Origin of the sequence: Gilliamella sp. BG1 (genome assembly GCF_046635625.1) — a bacterium.
Lineage (GTDB): Bacteria > Pseudomonadota > Gammaproteobacteria > Enterobacterales > Orbaceae > Gilliamella > Gilliamella bombi.
In genome coordinates this window covers 1-23,487 of sequence record NZ_JBIDFG010000019.1, presented here as the reverse complement: position 1 = coordinate 23,487, position 23,487 = coordinate 1, and the positions used below count along the sequence as shown (strand labels likewise).

Sequence of the window (23,487 nt, the reverse complement as noted above, 5' to 3'; positions counted from 1 at the left end):
TTCAAATAAATTCATTTTTTCAAAAATGAATTTATTCTGATTTAGTCCGTTGTGATTGTCTTAAAAAATCGGTTCCGGTCATGTTATTTTCTTCTTCAATATACTGCTGTGCTATTTTATTCAAAATTAAGATACTGATACGGCGATTAGCATCTTTACTATAGTTAGGATTGTTTAAATTCACTGTATCGGCAAGTGCAATAATTCGAATAATTTTATTTGAGTCTAACCCACCAGCTATAAGCTCTCTTCTTGACGAATTAGCTCTATCTGCAGATAGTTCCCAATTGCTATATCCTCTATCACCTGTTGTATATTGGCGTTCATCAGTATGGCCTGACAAAGTGATTTTATTTGGTAAAGAATTGATAATTGGCGCTAATGCATGCAGAATTTCTTGCATATTAGGATCAATGGTTGTACTACCAACATCAAACATGGGTTTATCATCTGAAGCTAAAATTTGAATCCGTAACCCCATTTCAGTTAATTCAATAATAAGATTAGGTGCTAATTTCTTTAGACGTTCATCAATTTCAAAAATATCATAAATTTTACGTGCCGCTTCAATCATCTGTATTTTTTCAAGTTGCTGTTTCTCAACTTCATTCTGTGATAGGGTAGAATGATAGCTCTTTTCTTCACCAAGTTGTTTACTAACATCATCACCACCACCAGGAATCGGACTTTCACTATCGCTAATATTTTTACCACCATTGTAGCCAAGAATTAAAGGGGTTCTAAAGTATTCAGCAATCCCTTTCAATTCTTGAGGGGTAGATGTAGAAATTAACCACATGACTAAAAATAACGCCATCATTGCGGTCATAAAGTCGGCATAAGCGATTTTCCACGAACCGCCATGATGTCCACCACCATGCCCTGATTTTTTCTTTATAATTATTCTTACAGATTTATCTTTCATTATTCTTTATTTTCATTTGGATTAGATTTTTTGTCTTTAACTTCTTGTATGTATTTTTCTAATTCAAAGAATGATGGCCTTTCATGAGAAAATAACGTTTTTCGCCCAAATTCAATACAAATTTGTGGCGCATAATCATGCATGCTGGCAATAAGTATTACTTTGGTACATTCTAGAACTTTCACTGTATCGGCGTTTCTTTGTTTTAATAAAGCAGCTAATGGCGAAACAAAACCATAAGCAAGCAAAATTCCTAAAAAAGTTCCTACCATAGCATGAGCGATAAGCTCACCGAGTTCACTTGCTGGTCTATCAGCTTGAGCAAGTGTATTAATTACGCCCATTACAGCAGCGACGATCCCAAATGCAGGTAGGCCATCACCAATTCCTGAAATGGCATCTACAGGTTTTTCAAGTTCGTGGACAAATGTTTCAATTTCTTCACTCATCAGTGTTTCTATTTCAAATACATCCATATTGCCACTAATCATAAGACGTAAGTAATCAGTGATAAAATCACAAATTCTTGGATTAGCTAAAATAAGTGGATATTGTTTAAATAATTCACTTTCATGCGGATTATCAATATCTGATTCAATGGATAGCCCTCCACTTTGGCGAATCTTCGTCAAAATGGTATACATAAAATTAATGAGTGTTAAATATAGATTCTTATTATATTTGGATGTTTTAAACAATTGACCTAAAGACTTAAGTGTGGCTTTTATTGTTTTTTGTTCATTACTAACAATAAAAGCGCCTATAGCAGCACCACCAATAATTAGCAATTCGAGTGGCTGAAATAGTACGGCTAAATAACCACCACTGAGTACATAGCCAAGTAGCGCCGAAGCGATCACTACGATATATCCTATAACTATTAGCATTGACTTTCTTCTTTCTCCATAAAATAACGGCTGAATTGCTTTAATATTTATTTAAGCAGTGATCTGTTTGGCAACTGATAAATTTAAATAACTTGGTTTCGATAACACTTTCATGCATTTTTCGTCGTTTTCTTTTTGTGTTTTATTATTCTTATCTGCCCTTGATGGAGGCTGACATAAACTGCAAGTAAAAGTATTTTGCGGATGATAAGCGTGTGTAATAAAACGTCCACAACATGTGTTACAACATGATTGTTGCATTATTTTCTTTTCGACAAATTTGACTAATATCCAAGCTCTGGTTAAACCTAAAACAGGTTTATCCTTATGTGATGAAAATTGGCATTGCTCTAAATAAAGTTGATAAGCTTTTAAGATAGTTTGAATGCCTGATTTTAGACCATTTTTAACTAAATAAGAGTATGCGTTATAAAAAATACTCGCATGGATATTAGGTTCCCATGTCATAAACCACGAGGTTGAAAATGGTAATAGACCTTTAGGTGGAGGACAACCTTGAATCTCTTTATAAAGCTTGATAAGTTTATTTCGACTTAAGTTGGTTTCACTTTCCAGCATTTGAATTCTTCCACCTAGGGAAATCAATTTGATAGCGAGTTGAGTTTCCTCATATTTTTGAATAATACTTGTACTTGTCATCTTAGTTCCTTAGCTACTTATTGATTGAATCTAATAGCAAACTTGATAAAAGAATTCCTGTATGCATCTGTTTAATATCACCAATGCGAGATTCTTCAGTAAGTTTTTTCATCATTTCAGCATTTTCAAATCGTAACTGAAAAGTTAATTGATTTGTTTCTGATAGAATCAACATTTGAGATGTGTTTAAACGGCTAAGTATGTCAGCAGTTTCTTCGTCAATACCTAATCGATACATTGCCATAACTTTATCTTTTTCAATCATTTTCTGGCTTAATAGTAGTGTTGATAGATTCAAATGATGTATACATTTAAGAATATCGTCATCTAATAAATTTCCCAATTTAGTCACCAATTCATATTTGTTTTGTTTCGCATAAAAAAACGAATAACTAGTAAAATTAAATAGCATTAGTTTTTTTTTGCTTAAAATTACATTTTTAAATGCAAAAGGTCAATAAAAAAATAATTTCAATTATTTTTTCTTTTAATTACACTTTATTTTAATTGCCTTTTTATATTTTCTAAAAATTAACTTTACTTTGTATTCTTTTGATAGCTTGGCTATGTAATTGGCTTACTCTTGATTCACTGATATTCATTACTTTACCAATCTCTTTTAAATTGAGATCTTCTTGGTAATAAAGTGATAAAACAAGTTTTTCCTTTTCTGGTAGTCTTTCTATTTGTTGAATAATTGTGTTACGAATTTCCTCATCTATTAGCGCTGAAAAAGGATTATTATCTTCATCACATTTAATAATGGTATCAATGTTATCACCCAGTTTTTTATGAATTTCATCATACGAACATATTTGGCTATTATTTGAATCTAATAAAATTTTTCGGTATTCGCTTATAGGTAATTCTAAGTATTTAGCAATTTGATAATCACTAGGGGGTGCACCTAACTTCTGTTCTAATTCATTAATTGCGGTTGTAACATCTCTAATTTTTTTACGAGTTTGTCTTGGTAACCAATCACGGCTACGTAGTTCATCAAGCATTGCTCCTTTAATTCTTGGTATGGCAAATGTAGCAAAAGCGTTGCCTTGAGATGAGTCATAACGTTTTATAGTGTCTAATAAACCGATATATCCAACTTGTAATAAATCATCAAGTTCGACCGTTGCTGGTAAACGGACAGCTAATTTTAAAGCTTCATTACGCACCAAATGAATATATTGTTGCCAATCGATTTGGTGTATTACACCGCGTGAGTTATATAAGCTATCATCCATTTTTGAATCAATGTTAAAAAAATATCTAACATTATTATGACGATGGTTAGCAAATTTAATGGGTTGAATAAAGGGCTAAAAATAGCTAATTATCATTATTAGCCATAACAGCATTATAAAATGCCGTTATGGCTATCATGACTATATGACAGAGTTAAAATAACTAAAAATCAAAATAGAATTATTGTAATAAAGAAAGTACAGATTGTGGTACTTGGTTAGCTTGTGCTAATACAGATGTACCTGCTTGTTGTAAAATTTGACCACGAGTCATGTTTGATACTTCTGTTGCATAATCCGCATCTTCAATACGGCTACGTGCAGAACTTAGGTTATTTACAGTATTGTTAATGTTGGTTACTGTTGATTCGAAACGATTTTGCACCGCACCTAATTGCCCTCTTAATGCATCAATTTTTGATAATGCAGTATCAATTGTTTTTAATGGATCTTCTGTTGGTGAATCAGATACGTTAAATCCATTTAAACCAAGTTCAGTGCTATCAATTTTTTTCAAATTGATTTCAATGGTTTCGCCGTCATTTGCACCTACTTGAATTTTAAGTGTTTTATCTTCAGATAATACTTTAGAACCATTGAAATCAGTTTGGTTAGAAACACGATCAATCTCATCTAGACGTTGATCAATTTCATTTTGAATTGATACTAAATCACTTTCAGAGTTGGTACCATTTGCCGCTTGAACAGTTAATTCACGAATACGTTGTACGTTGTTGTTGATTTCGTTTAATGCACCTTCAGTAGTTTGTGCAAGTGAAATACCATCATTTGCATTACGAGCAGCTTGTGTTAATCCTTTGATGTTTGATGAAAAACGGTTAGCAATTGCTTGACCTGCTGCATCATCTTTAGCGCTATTAATACGCATACCTGATGAAAGGCGCTCAATAGAAGTACTAAGAACGCTTTGAGAATTGTTAAGGTTATTTTTTGCCATTAAAGACATTGTATTTGTATTAATTACTTGTGCCATTTTTATCTCCAATAATATAAATATTAAAATCAACAAGATATTTAAATTTAATTCAATATTCTTGCTGACAAATAACTTATCGGTAACAAAACAGGGAACTTTAATATTTTTGATGATTATTTTTTTATAGTAGCAGTTTAGTTGCAAATTAAAATAATATTATTAAATAAATCATAGTGTTATTTTTTTATAAAATTCCCCCAATGATTTTTTATTCAAAAAAATAGATTGTTATCAATTTATTAAATAAATATTTAAAAGAAGACTAAATTTTTTTAATTTTCAGCCGATATAAACAATATTGAATAATTGTTATAGGTAGATTAAATCATGGCAATGAGCGCATTAGGCATTGGTTCTGGAATCGATCTTAATGGTATTTTAGATCAACTAGAAGTGGCTGAAAAAACACGTTTAACCCCAATTACAACGCAACAAAAAGCAATTAATGCGAAAATTAGTGGTTTTGGTAAATTAAAAAGTGCATTAACAACATTTAATACTGCAACGGAAAAACTTCAAAAAAAAGAGCTTTTTCAAAGCCGAATAGCAACAGGAAATGACAATTATTTTTCGGTAAAAGCAAATAGCAAAGCAGCATTAGGTAATTATACAGTGACAGTTGATCAATTAGCGACATCTCATGGTATTGCTACATCGACGATCAATGATAAAAATGCTAAGTTAGGTAATGATAACCAAACACGAACTATTACGATTGAACAAGCTAATGGTCAAAAACTTGATGTAACCTTATCTCAGGATGAGACATCTTTGCAATCAATAGCAAATGCCATTAATAATGCCAAAGTTACTAATGAAGATGGAACAACCAGCCCTTCAACAATGAATGCTGCCATTATTCGTTCTGGAGCAGATGGTTATCAATTAGTCATCACATCGAAAGAAACAGGTGAACAACAAAGCATTACTTCTATTTCATCAGATGACGAAATGTTAAATAATGTTATTGGATTTGATATTAATCAACCTAGCAATAGTCATATGAATGAAGTTGCAAAAGCGCAAGATGCTAAATTTTCGTTTAATGGTATTGCCATAACTAGTAATTCTAATACTGTTAAAGATGTGGTTCAAGGTGTGGATATTACATTAAAACAGACCACAACAATTAGTCAGAATCTTGCTATAACAGCGGATAATGAAAAAGTGGAAGAAGCCATTAAAGAATGGGTCGAGGCATTTAATCAATTACAAACAACAATATCAACATTAACAAAATTCACCGCAGAAGAGACAAATTCAAAAGAACTAAATAGCAATAATGGTCCACTTATTGGGGATTCAACATTACGTAATATAGATCAAAGTATCCGCTCAATATTTGCCAAAGGGCAAGACGGAGAATTTTCTGTTTTAGCTCAAATCGGCATTAACATGGACAAAAATGGCATGTTAACGATTAAAGAAAGCGAGCTACAAAAAGCACTCAGTGAAAACAGTGAAGCGGTGGCAATATTATTTACTGGTGATGGTAAAACAACGGGTATTGCTAATGAAATTTTTTCCAAAGTGAGAGGATTTATTGATAGTGATGGCATGATTGATTCAGCAACCAATGGCTTAAATTCTACCTTAAAATCATTAGATAAACGGCATGAACAAGTAAGCAGTTCTATTGAGCAAACTATTGAGCGTTACCGAGTTCAATTTACTAAATTGGATATTTTAATCAACTCATTAGATAGTATGAGTAATTATTTAACTACCCAATTTGATATGATGGCAAATTTAAAAAAATAGAGAATAGTAATGTATAAAATGGGATCTCATGCTTACGAGCAAGTGAATTTAGAAACACGTATTAGTCAAGCGTCTCCCCATCAATTGATTGTCTTATTATTTGATGGTGCACTTAACGCCATTAAATTGGCTAGCTTATATATTCAAAAAGGCAATATTGTTGGTAAAGGTAACGCAATTTCTAAAGCGATTAATATTGTTGATAATGGTCTTAAAAGCTGTCTAGATTTAGAAAAAGGCGGTGAAATTGCCGAAAATTTAGATCGTTTATATCACTATATTAGCCAACAATTGTTATTGGCTAATTTACATAATGATCAAGAAAAATTACAGACTTGTTTCGATTTACTTAACAATATTGCTGAGTCGTGGCGTGAGATAGCTAAGTAAAAAAGGATGATTATGCAAGGAAATAACTTATTAGAACAATACGAACAATTCAACTATGTTGTGGAACAAATGTTGGTTAATGCACAGAATGGAAAATGGGACTTATTGTTGAGTTGGCAGGCAAAATACCTTCAATTATCGAAAGGTATTATGTTGGTTGATGATTTTGCAAAAATTGAAAACTTACCATTGCAACATCAAGACATGATTAGAATGTATATCAAAAATATACTTAGCTATCAGCAGCAGTTAACCCAATTAATGATTACTCGTCATTCTCAGCTTAGAGAGTTGATTGGTAAGCATGCCGATTATCAAACTAAAATTGGTAGCTATCAAAAAATTGCCTGTATAATGTAAGTCTGTGGATGCTTTGTTTGAATTTTATTCATCGATAGGAACCAACCAAGCATTCCGTTAAACAGCCTTAATCAATATTGCGATTTAAAATAATTAACTCTTTGTTTTTTGAGTGATTGTCTTCTTCTTTTCCGTAAAAAACAACAGTATAATTGGCATCTTTGGTTTTGACGATCTCACTAATGATTAATTCTTTTGTGGATAATTTAAACACTTCTTTTGTGTGCAGGTTTATATAGCAACCAACGGTTTCCTGAGAAAAGGCTTCGATCACCTGATTATTTTGAATTGTAATCCACCCATTGCCGATTTCATCTGTGAATCGCATAACAAACGTTTCTGCAGCAACTTTTATCGGTTCCCAAATAGAATAAATTAGCCTTTCCATATCAAACAATAAATTTTGTTCTATTTTTCCTTCGGGTGAAATATTGATTAAATAAAACTTACCTTTTTCATCAATATTTAAAATACTTGATGTATAAGTAAAACTTAAATTCAATACGCAAGTTAGATAAAAACGCTTTCCTGTGTTTATATTTCTTGACTGTAAAACGTTCCCCATCTCATCAACTTGACGATGTAACCAACCCTTGTCAACATAAGCAAGTAGATGAATTTGGTTATTCAAAGAATCAATAAATAATTTGTTATGTTTTGGAAACGGAATTTTATTGGTATAGGTTTTTTTTATATCATCATTTTTAAATTCAACTGCAATCAATTTATCTGGTTTTTTCTCTGTAAAAAGATCAACATAATGGAAAATAGAAAAATCATGACATATTCCCTTAAAATCGCCGACAATAGGACGTTTGGGCTTTGGATAGGTGATATTTTCTCTATCAAATAATGGAAGCATAATGCCTAAATCTTTATCTGGATGGTATACATCAATAGACACATAATACTTACCAGTAGGGCTGACAAAAAATTGGGGGTTAATTCCATCTGATTCATGATAATAATGCGTGTTTTTTTTATCCAGATCAATTACGACATATATAACTTTATAATCGTACTTATTTTGAGGATAAAATTTAGCAGAAATCACAAGCTTCTTTTGATAACAAATAGCCTCAGTTATAGAAAAACCATCAAGCGATGTTGTCAGAACAATGAGTTGCCCTAATGTTGGGTAATTGAGACGCTGTTCATTTAAAGAAATATTGGTCTTTTTTAGTGTTATCACTTTGAATCCCTTATGTATTTAATTGATTATTTTTTATTAAATGACGGCATTATGTCGTTATTTTTTTTAATAGTACAGTAAAAATGGTAAAGTTTTTTTACCATCAGTTGATAACAAAAATAATATATTTAGTAGGGCAACAAGCATCAAAAATATGACCGATGCTTATTTTAAACTTGAATCGTGTGATGAGTTGATTATCGCATTTAGACCAGAATTAATAGTTATCTGTAAAAGTAAAATGCAAAATTTAGAATATAGGAATTGTATTCGATGTCATTAATTAAACATTCATATTCATAATTTCTTGATAAGCAGCAACTAGTTTATTGCGTACTTGAATACCAAACTGCAATGAAACCGATGACTTTTGCATATTAACCATGACTTCATTCAATGAAATATTTGTATCTCCCATTTCAAAAGCTTTTGCTTCATTATTTGCCTGTATTTGTATTTGACTGATGTTATCTAAAGCGGTTTTTAATTCTGAAACAAAGTTTTTATCTGCAAAATGCGTTTTTGGAGATATTGACGTTGATTTATTTAAATCAGTTAGCTCAATTGGATTGAATGTATTGATTGTATTCATTTTGATAACTGCTTTTTAGCTCTTTTGTTACTGTATGGCTAAATTTAACATATAAATAAAAAAACAAAGGGTATAAGTAAGGGAAAAAGTGCACGCTTTTCTCGCCATTGAATTTTTTAAATACATGGATAATAACGAACAGAGTTAATCTAAATAGTTTAGAGTCAGGGTGCCAATGGCTAGTCAAACAGTCAATAATAAAGGTGAATCAATATTAAATAAGTTGCCTTTTATAAATCAACTAAAACAAAACACCAAAATGGCATTGTTAATTGCAGCTGTAATTATAATAGCCATTATTAGTTTTATTTATTTATGGGCTAAAGATGAGTCTTATGCAGTTTTATTCAGTAATTTAAATGATAAAGATGGTGGTGAAATTATTAGCCAACTTGATAAGATGAATATTCCTTATCAATTTTCGTCTTCTGGTTCCACAATCTTAATTCCGCAAGATAAAGTTTACGATACCCGATTACGTATTGCTCAGCAGGGTTTACCAAAAGGTGGGGCAGTTGGTTTTGAATTGCTCGACAAAGAAAGTTTTGGTATGAGCCAATTCAATGAACAAATAAATTATCAACGAGCTTTAGAAGGCGAATTATCCCGAACAATATCCATCATCAGTAGTATTGATGATGCTAGAGTGCATTTAGCAATGCCTAAACCTTCTTTATTTGTCAGGGAAAGGAAATCTCCTTCTGCATCGGTGGCATTAACGTTATTTCCTGGGCGCTCATTATCACAAGGTCAAATCGATGCCATTATCCATTTAATTTCTAGTAGTGTGCCAGAATTACAAGCAGATAAAGTGACCATTATCGATCAGCATGGTCACCTGTTAACTGGTGAAGGTTATCGTGATAGAAACACAAATGTCGCTCAACTCGAATTTGGTGAGCGAATTGAAAATAATATTCGTGAGCGAGTAGAAAAAATCATCACCCCAATTTTGGGTAAAAATAATGTCAAGGTGCAAGTGAATGCTGATATTGATTTCAGTCGACAAGAATCGACATTAGAAACTTATGATCCTAATAGTGATATTGCTAATCAAACTATTCGCAGTAAGCAACAAGTAGAAAATCGTCAATCATCTAAAAGCTATGGTGTAGGTGGTGTGCCAGGAGCGTTGTCTAATCAACCTGTACCTGCATCTAGCGCGCCAATCGATGAACAAGAATCGACTGAAAAACACGATAAGCAAGGAAATTACAGCTTGCAATCAAATAATACCGTTAATTTTGAAGTAAATAGAAAGGTTATACACAGTCAAATACCTGAAGGTCGTATTAAACGTTTATCGGTTGCTGTTTTGGTGAATTATAAATTCGTTACAACCGAGCCAGATAATGTTAAATCTGAAGATGTTGACAATGACAATGACAATGACAATGACAAGTCATCTTCCATAACTGAACAATGGGTAAAACTAGATAGTGATGAACTGAAAAATATTGAAGCATTAGCCCGTCAGGCAATGGGGTTTTCTGATTTACGTGGTGATAGCTTGACTGTTGCAAATTTGAAATTTACCGATCAAACACTTGATGACAACGATAATATGGCATTTTGGAAAACTCCTGAATTTTATGATTCTGCTAAAACAGTAATTAAGTATCTAATTTATATTATTATTTCATGGTTTGCGTGGCGTAAGGTTTTACGTTCGGTATGGATAAAATTACAACGTAAATTCTTTATTGATAATGGAGAATCATTAGTTTCTCAATCTACCGTAGACGATAAGTTAGATTATAAAGCTCACAGTAAACAACAGCAAAAAATATTTGAAGATAATACGCAACAACAACAGCATATACGGAAAATTGTTGAAAAAGAACCGCGTGTAATGGCACTAATTATTCGTAATTGGATAAATAAGGAGGACACTGAGCAATGATATTAAGTGAATCTCAAAAAGTAGCTGCGATTTTAATGGTGTTAGGTGAAGGGTTAGCGGCACAAGTTATGCAACATCTTAACCATAAAGAAGTGCAACAAATTAGTAGTGCGATGATGTCATTACCTCAATTTTCGCAAGAACAGTTGAAAGGTATACTTAACGAGTGCCAAGTTGCTCTTGAAGAATGCGCTGTTTTAAATACCGATCCAGATGGTTACTTACGTACAATATTGGGTCGATCTCTTGGTAGTGAAAAAGCCGAACGTTTACTGGATGAATTATTAGATACAGGAAAAGAAGAAGCAACCGATGGTCTTGAAATGCTCAACTATGTCGATGCTACAAGAGCAGTTGATTTGGTCAAAAAAGAACATCCACAAATTATTGCAACTATTTTAGTTCATCTAAATCGTGATTTAGCGGCAGAAATTCTAAATCTATTTGATGATGAATTACGAAACGATGTCATGTTACGTATTGCAACTTTTGGAGGAGTAGAGCCTTCTGCACTTCAATTACTCTCAACTTCATTATCGACTTTACTACATGGTCAAAATATCAAACTTAATAATCTTGGTGGTATACGTACTGCGGCAGAAATTATTAACTTAATGAAAACGCAGCAAGAAGAGCAAGTTATTAATGCATTGCGTGATTATGATGGCGAGTTAACCCAAAAAATTATTGATGAAATGTTCTTATTTGAAAATCTTGTTGAAGTGGATGATAGAAGTATTCAACGCTTACTTAAAGAAGTCGATAATGAAATATTAATAATTGCATTGAAAGGTGCATCGGTTGAATTACGAGAAAAACTATTGAGTAACATGTCACAGCGAGCGGCATCTATCTTACGTGAAGATTTAGAAAATCGACCTCCTGTACGTTTATCTCAAGTTGAAACTGAACAGAAAAAAATATTGGCTATTGCTCGTCGATTAGCAGAAAGTGGTGAAGTGATCCTAAGTAGCGGTGATGATGAATATGTGTAATCGGCCAGATAGATTAAATTGGGAACCATTAAGTTTTCAAGATTTCTCTTTACCCGAATTACCGAAATTAAGTAAAAATGAAGTTGCTATAAACGTTGGAACTGATGATCCTGAAACAGAACTAACTGCTACCGAGATGGATAATGTTGTAATTGAACCAGAGTTAAATCAGGCACAACAGTTAGAGCAATTAAAAGAAGAGGTAAAAAAACAGGCTTATCAGGACGGTTTTAATTTAGGTCAACAAGAAGGTTTCAATGCAGGTAAACAGGCTGGTTATGATGAAGGCTATCAAATTGGCGAGCAAGAAGGGCGCCAGTTCATTGAACAACAACTTAATGAAGAAAAATTAAATGCCGTTCAAGCTATAGCTAATTTAATAGCTAATTTTCAAAATTCGATTAACGAGATCGATGAATTAATTGTTCCTAAACTGCTTGATTTAGCATTGATTGCTGCGCAAAAAACAGTAGGCACGATACCCAAAGCTAAGCAAAAACAGCTTATATATACCATAAAAACATTAGTTGAACAGTGCTCAGTTTTGTCTGAACCTATGGCATTGCACCTAAATCCAGCTGATTTACTGTGGTTAGAACCCATGCTGAATGATGAAATCAGTCAACATCATTGGCAACTTATTGCCGATTCTAACGTAGAACAGGGTGGATGCAAGATATTTACCGAAACTAATGAAATTGATGCAAATATCGATCAACACTGGCAAATAATGTCTGATAGCCTAAAAGAGGACAATCATTAACGTGAGATATTCTGCACAATGGCTAAATAAAATTGACCAAGCTACACAACAACTTGAATCACTATCACTAATCCGCCAATATGGAAGATTGATTAAAGCATCGGGACTTGTGCTAGAAGCTATTGGACTAAAGTTACCTTTGGGGTCTAACTGCTTGGTTGAACGACAAACCGACGGTCGAATTGAGCCCGTTGAGTGTGAGGTAGTTGGATTTAGTGATAAAACACTTTACTTAATGCCATTTGAATCAACTGACGGTATTTTATTAGGGGCACGAGTCTATACTAAGCAATATGATCTAACACATTTTAATCATAAAGTATTACCTATGGGAATGGGATTATTAGGTCGAGTGGTTGATGCTATGGGAAATCCCTTGGATGATAAACCATTACCTGAGCATATTGAGTATGCTGGATTAGCCAATAAATCCCTCAATCCACTACAACGGACTCCTGTTCATCAGGTTCTTGATGTTGGTGTCAGAGCTATAAATGCCTTGCTAACGGTTGGCAAAGGGCAACGAATGGGCTTATTTGCTGGATCAGGGGTTGGTAAAAGTGTCTTACTAGGCATGATGGCTCGTTATACGCAAGCGGACATTATTGTTGTCGGGTTGATTGGTGAACGAGGTCGAGAAGTTAAAGACTTTATCGAAAATATTTTAGGCGAAGAAGGATTGGCTCGAGCGGTTGTTGTAGCGGCACCAGCGGATGTTTCACCATTATTACGCTTACAAGGAGCGGCATATGCAACAAAAATTGCTGAAAACTTTCGTGATAAAGGTTTTAACGTTTTATTGATTATGGACTCTTTAACTCGTTATGCTATGGCACAACGAGAAATTGCTTTAGCAATTGGTGAACCCCCAGCAACTAAAGGTTACCCGCCATCAGTCTTTGCAAAACTACCCGCATTAGTTGAAAGAGCAGGTAATGATGAAGAAGGGAAAGGCTCAATTACTGCATTTTATACGGTATTAACCGAAGGTGATGATCAACAAGATCCGATTGCAGATTCGGCCAGAGCAATTTTAGATGGACACATTGTTTTATCTCGATCTCTTGCTGAATCAGGGCATTATCCAGCTATTGATATTGAGGCTTCAATCAGTCGCGTAATGACAGATCTTACTGCCCCTGAAGATGAAAAAAAATCTAGATTATTTAAACAATTATTTTCAAGTTTTCAACGAAACCGTGACTTGATTAATGTTGGTGCTTATGTATCTGGCACAGATCCATTATTAGACAGAGCGATAACGCTATATCCTGCTATGCAAAAATTTTTACAACAAGGTATTAATGAACATTGCTGTTATCAAGACGCTTATCAACAATTAGCGGCCATTGTTGAGCCACCATTAGCTCGTTAGGGAAAGATCATAATGAATAAAAATCCTTCGCAACTTGCATTTTCAACATTAAAAAAATTGGCGCAAAAGTCGGTAGACGATAATTTGATAAAACTAAAAAAAGCAAATGAAAATCATCAAAATGCACAATCACAGCTAAATGTTTTAAATAATTATTATGTTGAATATCAACAAAAATTAAATAATGCCTTATTTGAAGGTATTAAAGGTAGCGAGTTAAACAATTTTAAATCGTTTATTGCTTCAATTGAACAAGGTATTGAGCAACAAAAAAAACTATTGTTATCGTTAGATATTAAACAAAAGCAAATTACAAATCAGCTTAATCAATCACAAAAAAGCTTAAACACATATACCACACTATTAAATAAGCAGTATAACCAATATTTGCAACGACAAAATCGGTTACAGCAAAAACTGACAGATGAATTTGCGCAGTTACAATTAGCAAGGAGAGTATTAAATGAATGTTAATCTTATCAATGGATTGAACGCTACTGTTTCTCATCAATCAGATCTTGTTGAAACCAATTTAACGAATAATGGTAATGATTGCTTTCAACAATTATTACAACAAAGTGAAAATCAAACCGAACATAATAAAAAAACAGTTAATGCCAAATTAAAAGGTATCGATGATGCGCAAGAAGATAATGATCATAATGTTGAAATGTTAATTACGGAAATTTATCCCTTTAATATACAAACACCAATAGCGCAAGATAGTGATATAAAAATAGATCAAAATACTGAAACATTAAATGTTAATTTATTCGATGGATCATCATCAGAAGTGGTAATCGATGAGCAAGCAACGCAGTTACTTACTTCTATTTATGACAGTGAAGATTTAATTAATAAAGTAACATCACAAACAGGAATAAAAACTAAACCTGTGGATAAAGGAACGACAAATATTAAAGATAATATTAATAATTTTGCTAACTCAAAAAATGAATCGCATAAAGCTAGTGAATTTATGCAGAAAGTAGTGATGAATCAAGTCCAATTAATAAATAATTACGATGATGAAGGACAAATGGCTACTAATCAAGAGCCATTTTTGTTAGCCAATACCAATGGACAAAACCAGCTATTATCACCAACTAGTATTAGCGCAAGATCAGCGACAATAAATTTACCTACACAAAATATTATGCAGTGGCAAACTTCATTAAGTGAACAAATTATCATGTTTAATCGTCAAGGTATTCAAACTGCCGAAATAAAATTACATCCACAAGAGTTAGGCTCAATGTACATTAAGCTTGCAATGAATGATGATAAAATGAATCTTCATATGATGGCTGCACATAGTGCTGTTAAAGGTATGTTAGAATCGGCTTTACCTTTTTTAAGAACATCATTAGAAGATCAAGGTATTACACTAGAGCAAACAAATATCGGTGATTTTTCAATGATGAATGATTCAAAACAATCTGATACACAGCAACAAACAAAAAGCAATCAAACCCAGAAAGTCGTGTCACTTGATGTAATAGACGATAGTATTGAGCAATCTCTAATTGAAAGTCGATCAATTAAATCTAGACTTAGTATATTTGCCTAACTAATAAGATTATTATTTTTTGAGCAATTTTATATTTTAAATCAATTGAAACGTTTAAATAGGTAATGTTTTGTTGCCTATTCTTCAAATCAATTTAAAAAATATGATTTATTATCCTTGTAACTATACCTAATTAATGGGTTATAAATCTTTTTAAATTTATAGAGACAAGAATAAATATGCCTACCACGAAAAAAAAAGTAAGTGTTTTAAATCTGATCCTTATTCTTATTACGTTGTTAGCGATAAGTGTTGCGGCTTATTTGTGGTTTCACAATCACTCACAAAGCACAACTAAAGCACAAGAAGAACCCGAAGTTACGTCACCGGTATTTTTAACATTAAAACCGTTTACTATTTCATTACCTGTCTCAGAAGATAATATCGAAACTAATAAAATTATTTATATTGGAATAGTTTTGCGTATCGCCGATGAAAACCAAAGAACAGTGCTATTAGATTATTTACCTGAAGTAAGAAGTGACGTACTACTTTTAACTTCAAAACAGCATGTTAACAAACTAAAGCAAGAATCGGGGAAGATCGATTTACAAGAGCAGATAAAAACTACCTTATCAAGACAATATGATGCAAAACATTGGGTAAAAGTTGATGAAGTTCTATTTACTGATTTTATTATACGGTGATTATTATGCCCGATAAGATAGAGCCCACAACAGATTTAAATGAAAATAGTGCTGCAGAACAACTATCTGATAGTTTTGTTAACGATGGTGACGATAGCAGTATTGATGCTTCTTCTTTTTCGTTACCTTCTGGTAAAAAGGTTGATGTTAAACCTTATGATTTATCGGTAAAACATCGTTTTATTCCTGAACGATTAACCGCATTAGAAATCATTAATGAACGTTTTGCTCGTCAGTTTAGAATTGGGCTATTTAATCGATTGCGTCGCAATGCCGATGTAGTTGCATCGCATATTGAACCACAAACATTTGAGGAATTTTCTAATATTTCATCAGAAAACCATTTAAATTTAGTTCATCTTAACCCATTAAGAGGTTCAAGCTTATTTTCATTTTCGCCTGAATTAGTCTTTATTATCGTTGATTCATTATTTGGGGGAGACGGGCATACAACTAAAATAAAAACACAAGGACGAGAATTTACCCACACCGAACAGCAAATCATAAAACGAGTATTAGAATTAGCATTAGTTATTTATCAAAATGCATGGGCTGATGTATACCCAATTGAAACTGAATATATTCGCTCTGAAATGCAAAGCAAATTTACCAACATTACCAGTTCGCCTGATGATGTTGTGCTAACAACAAACTTCAAAGTCGAAGTGGGTCATAGCAAAGCGACATTTTGCATTTGTATCCCTTATTCTATGGTTGAACCAATCAAAGAGTTGCTAATAAAGCCACCTATCGAAGAACAGACTTATCAAGACGATAATATCTGGATGAGTTCATTAACCACTGGAATTAAACAATCATCTGTCGAATTAGTTGCCAATTTTACCCATATTCATACAACCGTTGAAAAACTGTTAGCGTTAAAAGTTGATGATATTTTAACAATTGAAAAACCAACAAATATAGATGTAACAGTTGGTGGTGTACCGGTATTAAAAGGCCATTACGGTAAAGTAAATAAACAGTATGCAATTCAAGTAGAACAGGTCATTAATCCTGTGATAGAACAACTGAATGAGGGAGTGTTCAATGACTGACATTATACCAAATAACGGCGAAGACCAAGAAGAAAAAGTAATGAGTGATGAACTCATCACTAAAGAGGCTATTTTTGAAACATTATCTCCTCAACAAACAAAAGATAAAAAGCAAGATATTAATCTTATATTAGATATACCTGTTGATTTAAGCGTTGAACTTGGTCGAACAAAAATAGCTATTAAAGATCTATTAAATCTAACCCAAGGTTCGGTAATTGCATTAGATGGGCTTGCAGGAGAACCATTAGATATATTAATTAACGGTTATTTAATAGCTCAAGGCGAAATTGTGGTAGTTGGCGATAACTATGGTGTACGTATCACCGATATTATTACTCCATCAGAGCGTGTAAGAAGATTAAGCCGTTAATGACAATAAAGCAACCTAATTTGATTCAACCTACGGTTGGTGCAACCAATACTAATACCTTATCGCCATCGTCTTCTGATTTAAATATTTATACTGAAATTGGATCGTCAATGGGATTAACGCTTATTGTGATCATCGGTTTTATTTTATTGCTAGGATGGCTCGCAAAACGAATGGGTTGGAAAAAAACGACCGAACAATGGATTGATGTCAAAGCCACATATAACATTAATCCTAAAGAACGTATTATGGTTATTCACGTTGATAACCAATTATTAGTGGTAGGTGTTACTCCTCAACAAATGACATTGTTACATACTATCAATGAAGAAAGAACCAAAGTGTTACTTTCGCAAAATGGAGCAGATAAAAATCTTACGAAAATTAACTCATTTCAACAGATATTACAATCCGCTTTAAAAGTGAAAAAGGAGTAACAACAAGTGCGATTAAATTTAACTATTTTGCTAAGTTTATTGCTATTTAGCTTATCTAGCCATGCTGAAACTTCATCTTTAACTAACATAAATCAGTCCCTAACAGGTGGGCAAAATTGGTCGTTACCAGTTGAAACATTAGTCTTTTTAACATTGCTCACTTTTATACCAGCAATATTATTATTGATGACCAGCTTTACACGAATCATCATTGTGTTAGGTCTGTTGCGTAATGCCCTAGGTACGCAATCAGCACCGCCGAATCAAGTTATTTTGGGAATTTCGCTTTTTATGACATTTTTTATTATGTCGCCAGTCATTGATAAAATTTATCAAGAAGCGTATATGCCATATTCACAAAATCAAATCACCATGCAAGAAGGATTAACAAAAGCAACTAAACCATTACAAGAATTTATGCTTACCCAAACGCGAGAAAATGACCTAGCGTTATTTGTTAACATGTCTCACCAAAACGACATTCAAACACGGGAAGACGTTCCTTTAAAAGTATTAGTTCCTGCTTTTGTGGTGAGTGAATTAAAAACAGCGTTTCAAATTGGTTTTACAATTTTTATTCCATTCTTAGTAATTGATCTAGTGGTAGCAAGCACGCTTATGGCATTAGGAATGATGATGGTGCCACCAGCGACAGTATCATTACCATTCAAATTAATGTTATTTGTCTTGGCAGATGGTTGGCATTTATTACTTGGATCATTAGCACAAAGCTTTTTTAGTTGAGTCGCACTATGTCATCTGAATATATCAGCACGTTAGCCATACAAGCGATAAAAGTTTCGGCATCATTAGCTGGACCGTTATTATTAGCCGCATTAGTAACAGGGTTAATCATTAGTTTATTACAAGCTGCGACGCAAATTAACGAAATGACATTATCATTTATTCCCAAGATCATAGTGGTCATTGTGGTTTTAATAATATTGGGGCCATCAATGCTATCAACCATGATCGACTATATCCAAACCGTTATTACAGATATTCCTAACTTAACCCGTTAAATGTAATGGAATTTGATATCAACAATTTATTTAATATCGATTTCTTTTCTTGGATTAGGGACTATTTTTTCCCTTTTGTTCGTATCTTAGCGTTGATCATGGTAGCGCCCATTTTTGGCGAAAAGGAAACGCCTAATCGAGTTAAAATTGGCCTAGCGCTACTCACTACGATTGTACTGCCACATCCACATATTGATGACAATATAAAAATATACTCATTTATAGGAATATGGATTATTGCACAACAAATAATGATTGGAATACTTATTGGTTTTACCATGCAGTTGGCATTTATGACAGTGCGATTTTCAGGAGAATTAATAGGGATGCAAATGGGGCTAGGAATGGCGACCTTTTTTGACCCTATTGGCGGTCCATCAACATCAGTATTATCGCGCTTAATTAACATCATTGCTTTATTAATATTTCTCAGTCTTGATGGCCATTTATGGTTGTTATACGGCATATCAAATAGTTTTGATATTATTCCGATTGCAGTAATGCCATTACAAGCGAATGGATACTTAGCATTAATTGAAGTCAGCAAACTATTATTTATCAACGCAATCATGTTAGCACTTCCTTTAATGACATTGCTATTAATCATCAACATATCATTAGGACTACTTAACAGAATGACGCCACAGCTATCTATATTTGTGGTTGGTTATCCAGCGACCCTATTTTTAGGGCTAATCATGCTAACTTATTTAATTACAACATTACCCGCATTTACTGAATTTATTTTTGAACAAATGTTTGAGCGAATTTCTAGTATTTTATGGTATTTAACTCGGTGATACTTGCTAGCAAAAAAAACATTATTAAATTATTATTAGATGTTTAATACTCACTATTCCATCGTTGAATGAGAATTTATTTGGAAAATAAACAATGATAAACTAAGCACTGGAAGCAAGTCTTGTTTATTATTCTAATTATTTACTTGCTCAATGATGATGGATTAACAATTGACTATGAGCAAAGAACAAGAATTAATAAAGCAGGCAGAAAGACTCGCTTCACTTCCTGATTGCGCAGAACCTTTTGAGCAACTTAAGGCTTTACTGAAAGATGAAACCGATCTTGAAATGAGGTCTCGGGTTATTACATTTTTCTATATAGCATTTGAAGAAGCATTATGTTCAAAGGATCATTTTAATATGCTTAATAATAAAGTCAGCAAGCTTATTAACACTTATCCACTGCCTGATGATGCTGAGGAGCAATTAGACCATATAATAGAACAGACTGATAACGCATATGAAAGATTACTATTAGGTCGGGCTTACGAAGCACTCTTTATTCAACGTTATCACTAATCAAATCGAACAATATTGTTATTTTAGCTCGCTAATTGCAGAAAATGGTTGCAAAGTAACGATGTAATTTGTACTTGTTTTTTGTGGCTATTGAGCAAATTTACATTTTAATATATTGATTTATCTATAAATTAACAAAAAACCGTCAAATAAAAATTTAAATAAAATCAATGCCCTACCTGACTATTTTTTATTGTGTGATACATATTATTAAGTAATTATCTAAAAATAAACATATTAACAAACTAGATAAACCATTTTATATAGTAGATTAGTTAACTCATATTATTAAAAGCTTGGTTTCAATAGGTGATCCTTTGATTAAAGGAAGTCCTTAACAAAATTTTACAAAAGAGTGGAGATAAAAGAGTTTTTTCTCTAAAATACTTTTAATACTATGTTATTTATATGGTATGTGTCATTCTTTAGTTGTTAAAAATAATTTAACTATTTATATTTTATAAATTTATTGATGGAAATAAGTATAAGGAATAATAAAAATATGATAAGATATGGTCTGAAATCGAGCATCGAGCATCGAGCATCGAGCATCGAGCATCGAGCATCGAGCATCGAGCATTTTGGAGTATTGGTGACTTTGTTAATTGTTTTTATTTAATTTTACAGCAAAGCACTTTATATTTAGCATTACCTTTTTATTTTAAACTCTCCCACTGTAAATCTAACCACATTGGCAAAATAATAGCATCTATAGCCAATTTAAAACTAAAATTTACTCAAAAAAGCTTAATATTATTATCACAATTGATAATAGCTGGGGCACCTCATGCCATACTCACTGCTACGTCGAACCATATTATAATAGGTAATGCCCCACAAGTGCTGGCGTTATCGAGTGCAGATAAACATGGTTTTACTGTCAACGGTGTTTTTTACAGTGAGGCGAGTGGCACTATAAAATCTAGTGAAGTGAAAGAATTTGATGGTAATTTAACGCTGAATGATTTTAAAGTGGCGATTTATACTTCAACAAACTTAGATAAAGTTGAAAATTACAGTGATATAGATGGTGATAGTGCCGATCCACAGGAGCCATTTAAAGTGCAAATGACCAATTATTGGTGGTATGACAATAATGGCGTTAGGATAATGGGTGATGATAAGAAAAAAATGATAGGTTGTGGAAGTGGTTTTTCAATGCCATTAAAGCTCATCATTAAAACTGATGTTAAAGCACAATCAGAATATGGTATTCCCAATGAAAGTGAATCTGTTACATTAGCTAAAACTTATCAAATCGCCGCAAAATCAGAAATTTGTTATGCTAAACCGAATGCGACAATTACCCACCAAAATGCTCAATGGCATGGTTTTGATAAAAATGGAAATTCTCAAAAATGGAATCTCGAAAGTAGTATAATAAACCCTGAGTATGGTGGTGGGCGTACAAATGATTATGTGTTGAATTTTGGTTTTAAGGCTAAACCAACCGTTTCATCAAAAACCTTTCCAACAACAGGTTTTCCTGGGGCTAAATTCCAATTAGTAATGACTGGTGTACAAACAGATTATGAGTTTTCAGTTATTACTGGATCGAAAGATATTATTGATATTGACTCGTTAGGATTTATTACTCTAAAGAAAAAACCATTAGGCGAATTAACAGTACAGGCGACATTAAAGAGAGATAAATCTGTTAAGCATAATTATAGTTTTAATCCAACAAATATCTGGGCTATTCCTCAAAGTGATTTTAGGGATTATTGGGATATTGCTCAAGCAAAATGTGGTGGTGCTTTTAATATATTAAGTCGAGACGAATTGACTAATTCTCCACAAAGAAAAGCACCAATGTATTGGAATTTTAAAGATAATAATTATTCCCGAGCAATTGGTGGAGGGTTGACCGCTGAATGGGGACAAATGAATCAAACAAGCTATCCAAGTTCTGATTGGCGTGATGCTCATTATTGGACAAGAGATAACTATTCACCCGAACGGCACTTTGTTGTGCATACTGTCAATGGTGGGGTGGGGTATGATAGTTATGAAAATAAGATAGGAAAAATTAACTATATTGCTTGTAAAGGTTAAATGTGTTTATATTTTAATTGCTTTGTTGATAACTTGAAGAAGCAAAGTTGGTGTTTAAAAATTAACATTAATAATTAAGGGAATGCCATTAAATATTCCCTTAATTTGATAATTTTGTTTAACACCTAACTCTTTTTTATACAATGTTCCAAGGCTGTTTTTTGTACATGGATTATCATTGTCTTTAATTATTTTTTGAAAAAGGTTATACACAACATGATAATTAACTAAGCTTTTTTTACAAAGCAGGCTTTTAGCATAATTTTCATGCCATCAATTTTGCAGTCGATTTCGTGATCACCTTCGACTAAACGAATGCCTTTGGCTTTAGCGCCTTTTTTCAGCACCGTTGAAGATCCTTTCAATTTTAGATCCTTAATCAAAATAATATCGTCGCCATCAGCAAGTAAATTACCATTGCTATCTTTTACCTGTAATCCAACATCAGAAGACACAGCCTCGTTTGGATCCCATTCGTGGGCACATTCAGGGCAAACACAAAAGCTGCCATCATGATAAGTGTGTTCAGATTGGCAAACAGGGCAATTAGGTATAGATTCCATAGCTTATAACTCTTATAGATTAAATAAAATGGCGTTTACTATAGCAAAAAAATGCTATTAAGTCATGGATGTTGTCTATTCGCTATTGTTAGGATCTAAAATAGCGATATACAAAAATATAGGAAGTATTAATTATGTTTCTGTAAAGGTTAATGATTAAGTCTTAATATTAATAAGCAAATATGTGATTTTAAGTAATGGATTCGTTATCTTATATTATTAAAAAATTTAGAGCAATGGATGATCTTTTATTAAAGAAAGAGCTTAACAAAACTTTACAAAAAAGTAGATGAAAAATAAAGTTTTTATTCTAAAATAGAGTAGCATAGTTATATACTATTTTATGTTAAAATTACTAAAAACAACATTAACTGTTTATTTTATAACAATAAATTTAAGAAA

Annotated in this window: 26 protein-coding genes and 1 pseudogene; 18 read left to right on the top strand and 9 right to left on the bottom strand. The window is 32.7% G+C overall.

The genetic code is table 11. The annotated features are described in order from the left end of the window. Positions 1-31 precede the first annotated feature (31 nt). From motB to ACGH80_RS10375, 6 genes are all read right to left on the bottom strand, one after another. Entirely contained in the window at positions 32-925 is an 894-nt protein-coding gene (gene motB / locus ACGH80_RS10400) for a flagellar motor protein MotB (protein WP_065590618.1), read from the bottom strand. Next, on the bottom strand, positions 925-1,812 hold the full coding sequence (gene motA / locus ACGH80_RS10395) for a flagellar motor stator protein MotA (RefSeq protein ID WP_065590619.1): 888 nt from the start codon (positions 1,810-1,812) through the stop codon (positions 925-927). Before motA ends, motB begins: the two co-directional genes overlap by 1 nt. A 51-nt stretch (positions 1,813-1,863) precedes the next feature. Then, on the bottom strand, positions 1,864-2,472 hold the full coding sequence (gene flhC, locus ACGH80_RS10390) for a flagellar transcriptional regulator FlhC (protein ID WP_296317772.1): 609 nt from the start codon (positions 2,470-2,472) through the stop codon (positions 1,864-1,866). A 13-nt stretch (positions 2,473-2,485) separates the two neighbouring features. Continuing rightward, entirely contained in the window at positions 2,486-2,815 is a 330-nt protein-coding gene (gene flhD / locus ACGH80_RS10385) for a flagellar transcriptional regulator FlhD (RefSeq protein WP_034909475.1), read from the bottom strand. 181 nt (positions 2,816-2,996) lie between these two features. Further along, entirely contained in the window at positions 2,997-3,713 is a 717-nt protein-coding gene (locus tag ACGH80_RS10380) for an RNA polymerase sigma factor FliA (RefSeq protein WP_411631100.1), read from the bottom strand. A gap of 181 nt (positions 3,714-3,894) precedes the next feature. Then, entirely contained in the window at positions 3,895-4,707 is an 813-nt protein-coding gene (locus ACGH80_RS10375; protein ID WP_065609921.1) for a flagellin, read from the bottom strand. A gap of 330 nt (positions 4,708-5,037) precedes the next feature. Between ACGH80_RS10375 and fliD the strand changes: the two genes are divergently transcribed. Genes fliD through fliT form a run of 3 tightly spaced genes read left to right on the top strand, consistent with a single transcriptional unit; the run spans position 5,038 to position 7,221 of the window. Further along, a complete protein-coding gene (gene fliD, locus ACGH80_RS10370) occupies positions 5,038-6,471 on the top strand; it encodes a flagellar filament capping protein FliD (protein WP_085164717.1) in 1,434 nt (477 codons plus the stop codon). Positions 6,472-6,480: 9 nt separating this feature from the next. Next, positions 6,481-6,861: a flagellar export chaperone FliS gene (fliS, locus tag ACGH80_RS10365; RefSeq protein WP_034909484.1), complete on the top strand. Its 381-nt coding sequence runs from the start codon at positions 6,481-6,483 to the stop codon at positions 6,859-6,861. A 12-nt stretch (positions 6,862-6,873) separates the two neighbouring features. After that, on the top strand, positions 6,874-7,221 hold the full coding sequence (gene fliT / locus ACGH80_RS10360) for a flagellar protein FliT (RefSeq protein WP_411578649.1): 348 nt from the start codon (positions 6,874-6,876) through the stop codon (positions 7,219-7,221). Between the two features lie 67 nt (positions 7,222-7,288). Here the strand turns inward: fliT and ACGH80_RS10355 are convergent, their stop codons facing one another. Next, positions 7,289-8,413: a hypothetical protein gene (locus tag ACGH80_RS10355; protein ID WP_411631098.1), complete on the bottom strand. Its 1,125-nt coding sequence runs from the start codon at positions 8,411-8,413 to the stop codon at positions 7,289-7,291. A 283-nt stretch (positions 8,414-8,696) separates the two neighbouring features. Next, positions 8,697-9,005: a flagellar hook-basal body complex protein FliE gene (fliE, locus tag ACGH80_RS10350; RefSeq protein WP_085164710.1), complete on the bottom strand. Its 309-nt coding sequence runs from the start codon at positions 9,003-9,005 to the stop codon at positions 8,697-8,699. Between the two features lie 175 nt (positions 9,006-9,180). Between fliE and fliF the strand changes: the two genes are divergently transcribed. The 15 genes and pseudogenes from fliF (at position 9,181) to ACGH80_RS10275 (ending at position 22,522) form a co-directional block, all read left to right on the top strand. Then, positions 9,181-10,908 carry a flagellar basal-body MS-ring/collar protein FliF gene (fliF, locus tag ACGH80_RS10345; RefSeq protein ID WP_411631096.1) on the top strand — a complete coding sequence of 576 codons (1,728 nt, stop codon included), beginning with the start codon at positions 9,181-9,183 and terminating at the stop codon, positions 10,906-10,908. Continuing rightward, the gene (gene fliG, locus ACGH80_RS10340) at positions 10,905-11,903 is read left to right on the top strand and encodes a flagellar motor switch protein FliG (RefSeq protein ID WP_065561660.1); all 999 of its coding nucleotides are present in this window, start codon (positions 10,905-10,907) and stop codon (positions 11,901-11,903) included. Before fliF ends, fliG begins: the two co-directional genes overlap by 4 nt. After that, positions 11,896-12,666, top strand: coding sequence for a flagellar assembly protein FliH (locus ACGH80_RS10335; RefSeq protein ID WP_411631094.1), 771 nt, complete (start codon positions 11,896-11,898; stop codon positions 12,664-12,666). The genes fliG and ACGH80_RS10335 overlap by 8 nt, the downstream gene beginning before the upstream one ends. After that, complete coding sequence (gene fliI, locus ACGH80_RS10330) at positions 12,662-14,041, top strand: flagellar protein export ATPase FliI (RefSeq protein WP_411631109.1); 1,380 nt, start codon at positions 12,662-12,664, stop codon at positions 14,039-14,041. Before ACGH80_RS10335 ends, fliI begins: the two co-directional genes overlap by 5 nt. 12 nt (positions 14,042-14,053) lie before the next feature. Continuing rightward, entirely contained in the window at positions 14,054-14,515 is a 462-nt protein-coding gene (gene fliJ, locus ACGH80_RS10325; RefSeq protein WP_051634102.1) for a flagellar export protein FliJ, read from the top strand. Then, entirely contained in the window at positions 14,505-15,611 is a 1,107-nt protein-coding gene (locus ACGH80_RS10320) for a flagellar hook-length control protein FliK (RefSeq protein ID WP_411631093.1), read from the top strand. Before fliJ ends, ACGH80_RS10320 begins: the two co-directional genes overlap by 11 nt. A gap of 179 nt (positions 15,612-15,790) precedes the next feature. Continuing rightward, positions 15,791-16,258 (top strand): flagellar basal body-associated FliL family protein, encoded by a 468-nt coding sequence (locus ACGH80_RS10315; protein ID WP_085164699.1) that lies wholly within the window; start codon positions 15,791-15,793, stop codon positions 16,256-16,258. 5 nt (positions 16,259-16,263) lie between these two features. Beyond that, on the top strand, positions 16,264-17,313 hold the full coding sequence (gene fliM / locus ACGH80_RS10310) for a flagellar motor switch protein FliM (RefSeq protein ID WP_174799244.1): 1,050 nt from the start codon (positions 16,264-16,266) through the stop codon (positions 17,311-17,313). A gap of 64 nt (positions 17,314-17,377) precedes the next feature. Next, positions 17,378-17,686, top strand: a pseudogene (gene fliN, locus ACGH80_RS10305) (flagellar motor switch protein FliN); the annotation flags it as partial. Continuing rightward, positions 17,686-18,123, top strand: a complete 438-nt coding sequence (gene fliO, locus ACGH80_RS10300; protein WP_174799245.1) for a flagellar biosynthetic protein FliO — start codon at positions 17,686-17,688, stop codon at positions 18,121-18,123. The pseudogene fliN and the gene fliO, both read left to right, overlap by 1 nt. A gap of 6 nt (positions 18,124-18,129) precedes the next feature. Further along, complete coding sequence (gene fliP, locus ACGH80_RS10295) at positions 18,130-18,867, top strand: flagellar type III secretion system pore protein FliP (protein ID WP_174799246.1); 738 nt, start codon at positions 18,130-18,132, stop codon at positions 18,865-18,867. A gap of 8 nt (positions 18,868-18,875) precedes the next feature. After that, on the top strand, positions 18,876-19,145 hold the full coding sequence (gene fliQ, locus ACGH80_RS10290; protein WP_085164693.1) for a flagellar biosynthesis protein FliQ: 270 nt from the start codon (positions 18,876-18,878) through the stop codon (positions 19,143-19,145). Between the two features lie 5 nt (positions 19,146-19,150). Next, entirely contained in the window at positions 19,151-19,945 is a 795-nt protein-coding gene (gene fliR / locus ACGH80_RS10285; protein ID WP_065590635.1) for a flagellar biosynthetic protein FliR, read from the top strand. Positions 19,946-20,122: 177 nt separating this feature from the next. Then, positions 20,123-20,467 carry a hypothetical protein gene (locus ACGH80_RS10280; RefSeq protein WP_174799247.1) on the top strand — a complete coding sequence of 115 codons (345 nt, stop codon included), beginning with the start codon at positions 20,123-20,125 and terminating at the stop codon, positions 20,465-20,467. An 840-nt stretch (positions 20,468-21,307) separates the two neighbouring features. Further along, positions 21,308-22,522, top strand: a complete 1,215-nt coding sequence (locus ACGH80_RS10275) for a hypothetical protein (RefSeq protein WP_174799248.1) — start codon at positions 21,308-21,310, stop codon at positions 22,520-22,522. 227 nt (positions 22,523-22,749) lie between these two features. On the opposite strand, the gene ACGH80_RS10270 is transcribed toward ACGH80_RS10275, so the two are convergent. Beyond that, positions 22,750-23,085 carry a zinc ribbon domain-containing protein YjdM gene (locus ACGH80_RS10270; protein ID WP_034909519.1) on the bottom strand — a complete coding sequence of 112 codons (336 nt, stop codon included), beginning with the start codon at positions 23,083-23,085 and terminating at the stop codon, positions 22,750-22,752. Positions 23,086-23,487: the final 402 nt, after the last annotated feature.

Coding starts and splice junctions, on each gene's coding strand:
- ACGH80_RS10270 (WP_034909519.1), bottom strand. CDS start 23,085: ATGGAATCTATACCTAATTGCCCTGTTTGCCAATCTGAACACACTTAT.
- fliO (WP_174799245.1), top strand. CDS start 17,686: ATGACAATAAAGCAACCTAATTTGATTCAACCTACGGTTGGTGCAACC.
- ACGH80_RS10315 (WP_085164699.1), top strand. CDS start 15,791: ATGCCTACCACGAAAAAAAAAGTAAGTGTTTTAAATCTGATCCTTATT.
- fliT (WP_411578649.1), top strand. CDS start 6,874: ATGCAAGGAAATAACTTATTAGAACAATACGAACAATTCAACTATGTT.
- flhC (WP_296317772.1), bottom strand. CDS start 2,472: ATGACAAGTACAAGTATTATTCAAAAATATGAGGAAACTCAACTCGCT.
- ACGH80_RS10375 (WP_065609921.1), bottom strand. CDS start 4,707: ATGGCACAAGTAATTAATACAAATACAATGTCTTTAATGGCAAAAAAT.
- fliF (WP_411631096.1), top strand. CDS start 9,181: ATGGCTAGTCAAACAGTCAATAATAAAGGTGAATCAATATTAAATAAG.
- fliM (WP_174799244.1), top strand. CDS start 16,264: ATGCCCGATAAGATAGAGCCCACAACAGATTTAAATGAAAATAGTGCT.
- fliQ (WP_085164693.1), top strand. CDS start 18,876: ATGTCATCTGAATATATCAGCACGTTAGCCATACAAGCGATAAAAGTT.
- fliG (WP_065561660.1), top strand. CDS start 10,905: ATGATATTAAGTGAATCTCAAAAAGTAGCTGCGATTTTAATGGTGTTA.
- fliS (WP_034909484.1), top strand. CDS start 6,481: ATGTATAAAATGGGATCTCATGCTTACGAGCAAGTGAATTTAGAAACA.
- motB (WP_065590618.1), bottom strand. CDS start 925: ATGAAAGATAAATCTGTAAGAATAATTATAAAGAAAAAATCAGGGCAT.
- fliE (WP_085164710.1), bottom strand. CDS start 9,005: ATGAATACAATCAATACATTCAATCCAATTGAGCTAACTGATTTAAAT.
- ACGH80_RS10335 (WP_411631094.1), top strand. CDS start 11,896: ATGTGTAATCGGCCAGATAGATTAAATTGGGAACCATTAAGTTTTCAA.
- ACGH80_RS10320 (WP_411631093.1), top strand. CDS start 14,505: ATGAATGTTAATCTTATCAATGGATTGAACGCTACTGTTTCTCATCAA.
- fliJ (WP_051634102.1), top strand. CDS start 14,054: ATGAATAAAAATCCTTCGCAACTTGCATTTTCAACATTAAAAAAATTG.
- fliR (WP_065590635.1), top strand. CDS start 19,151: ATGGAATTTGATATCAACAATTTATTTAATATCGATTTCTTTTCTTGG.
- fliD (WP_085164717.1), top strand. CDS start 5,038: ATGGCAATGAGCGCATTAGGCATTGGTTCTGGAATCGATCTTAATGGT.
- ACGH80_RS10280 (WP_174799247.1), top strand. CDS start 20,123: ATGAGCAAAGAACAAGAATTAATAAAGCAGGCAGAAAGACTCGCTTCA.
- motA (WP_065590619.1), bottom strand. CDS start 1,812: ATGCTAATAGTTATAGGATATATCGTAGTGATCGCTTCGGCGCTACTT.
- ACGH80_RS10380 (WP_411631100.1), bottom strand. CDS start 3,713: ATGGATGATAGCTTATATAACTCACGCGGTGTAATACACCAAATCGAT.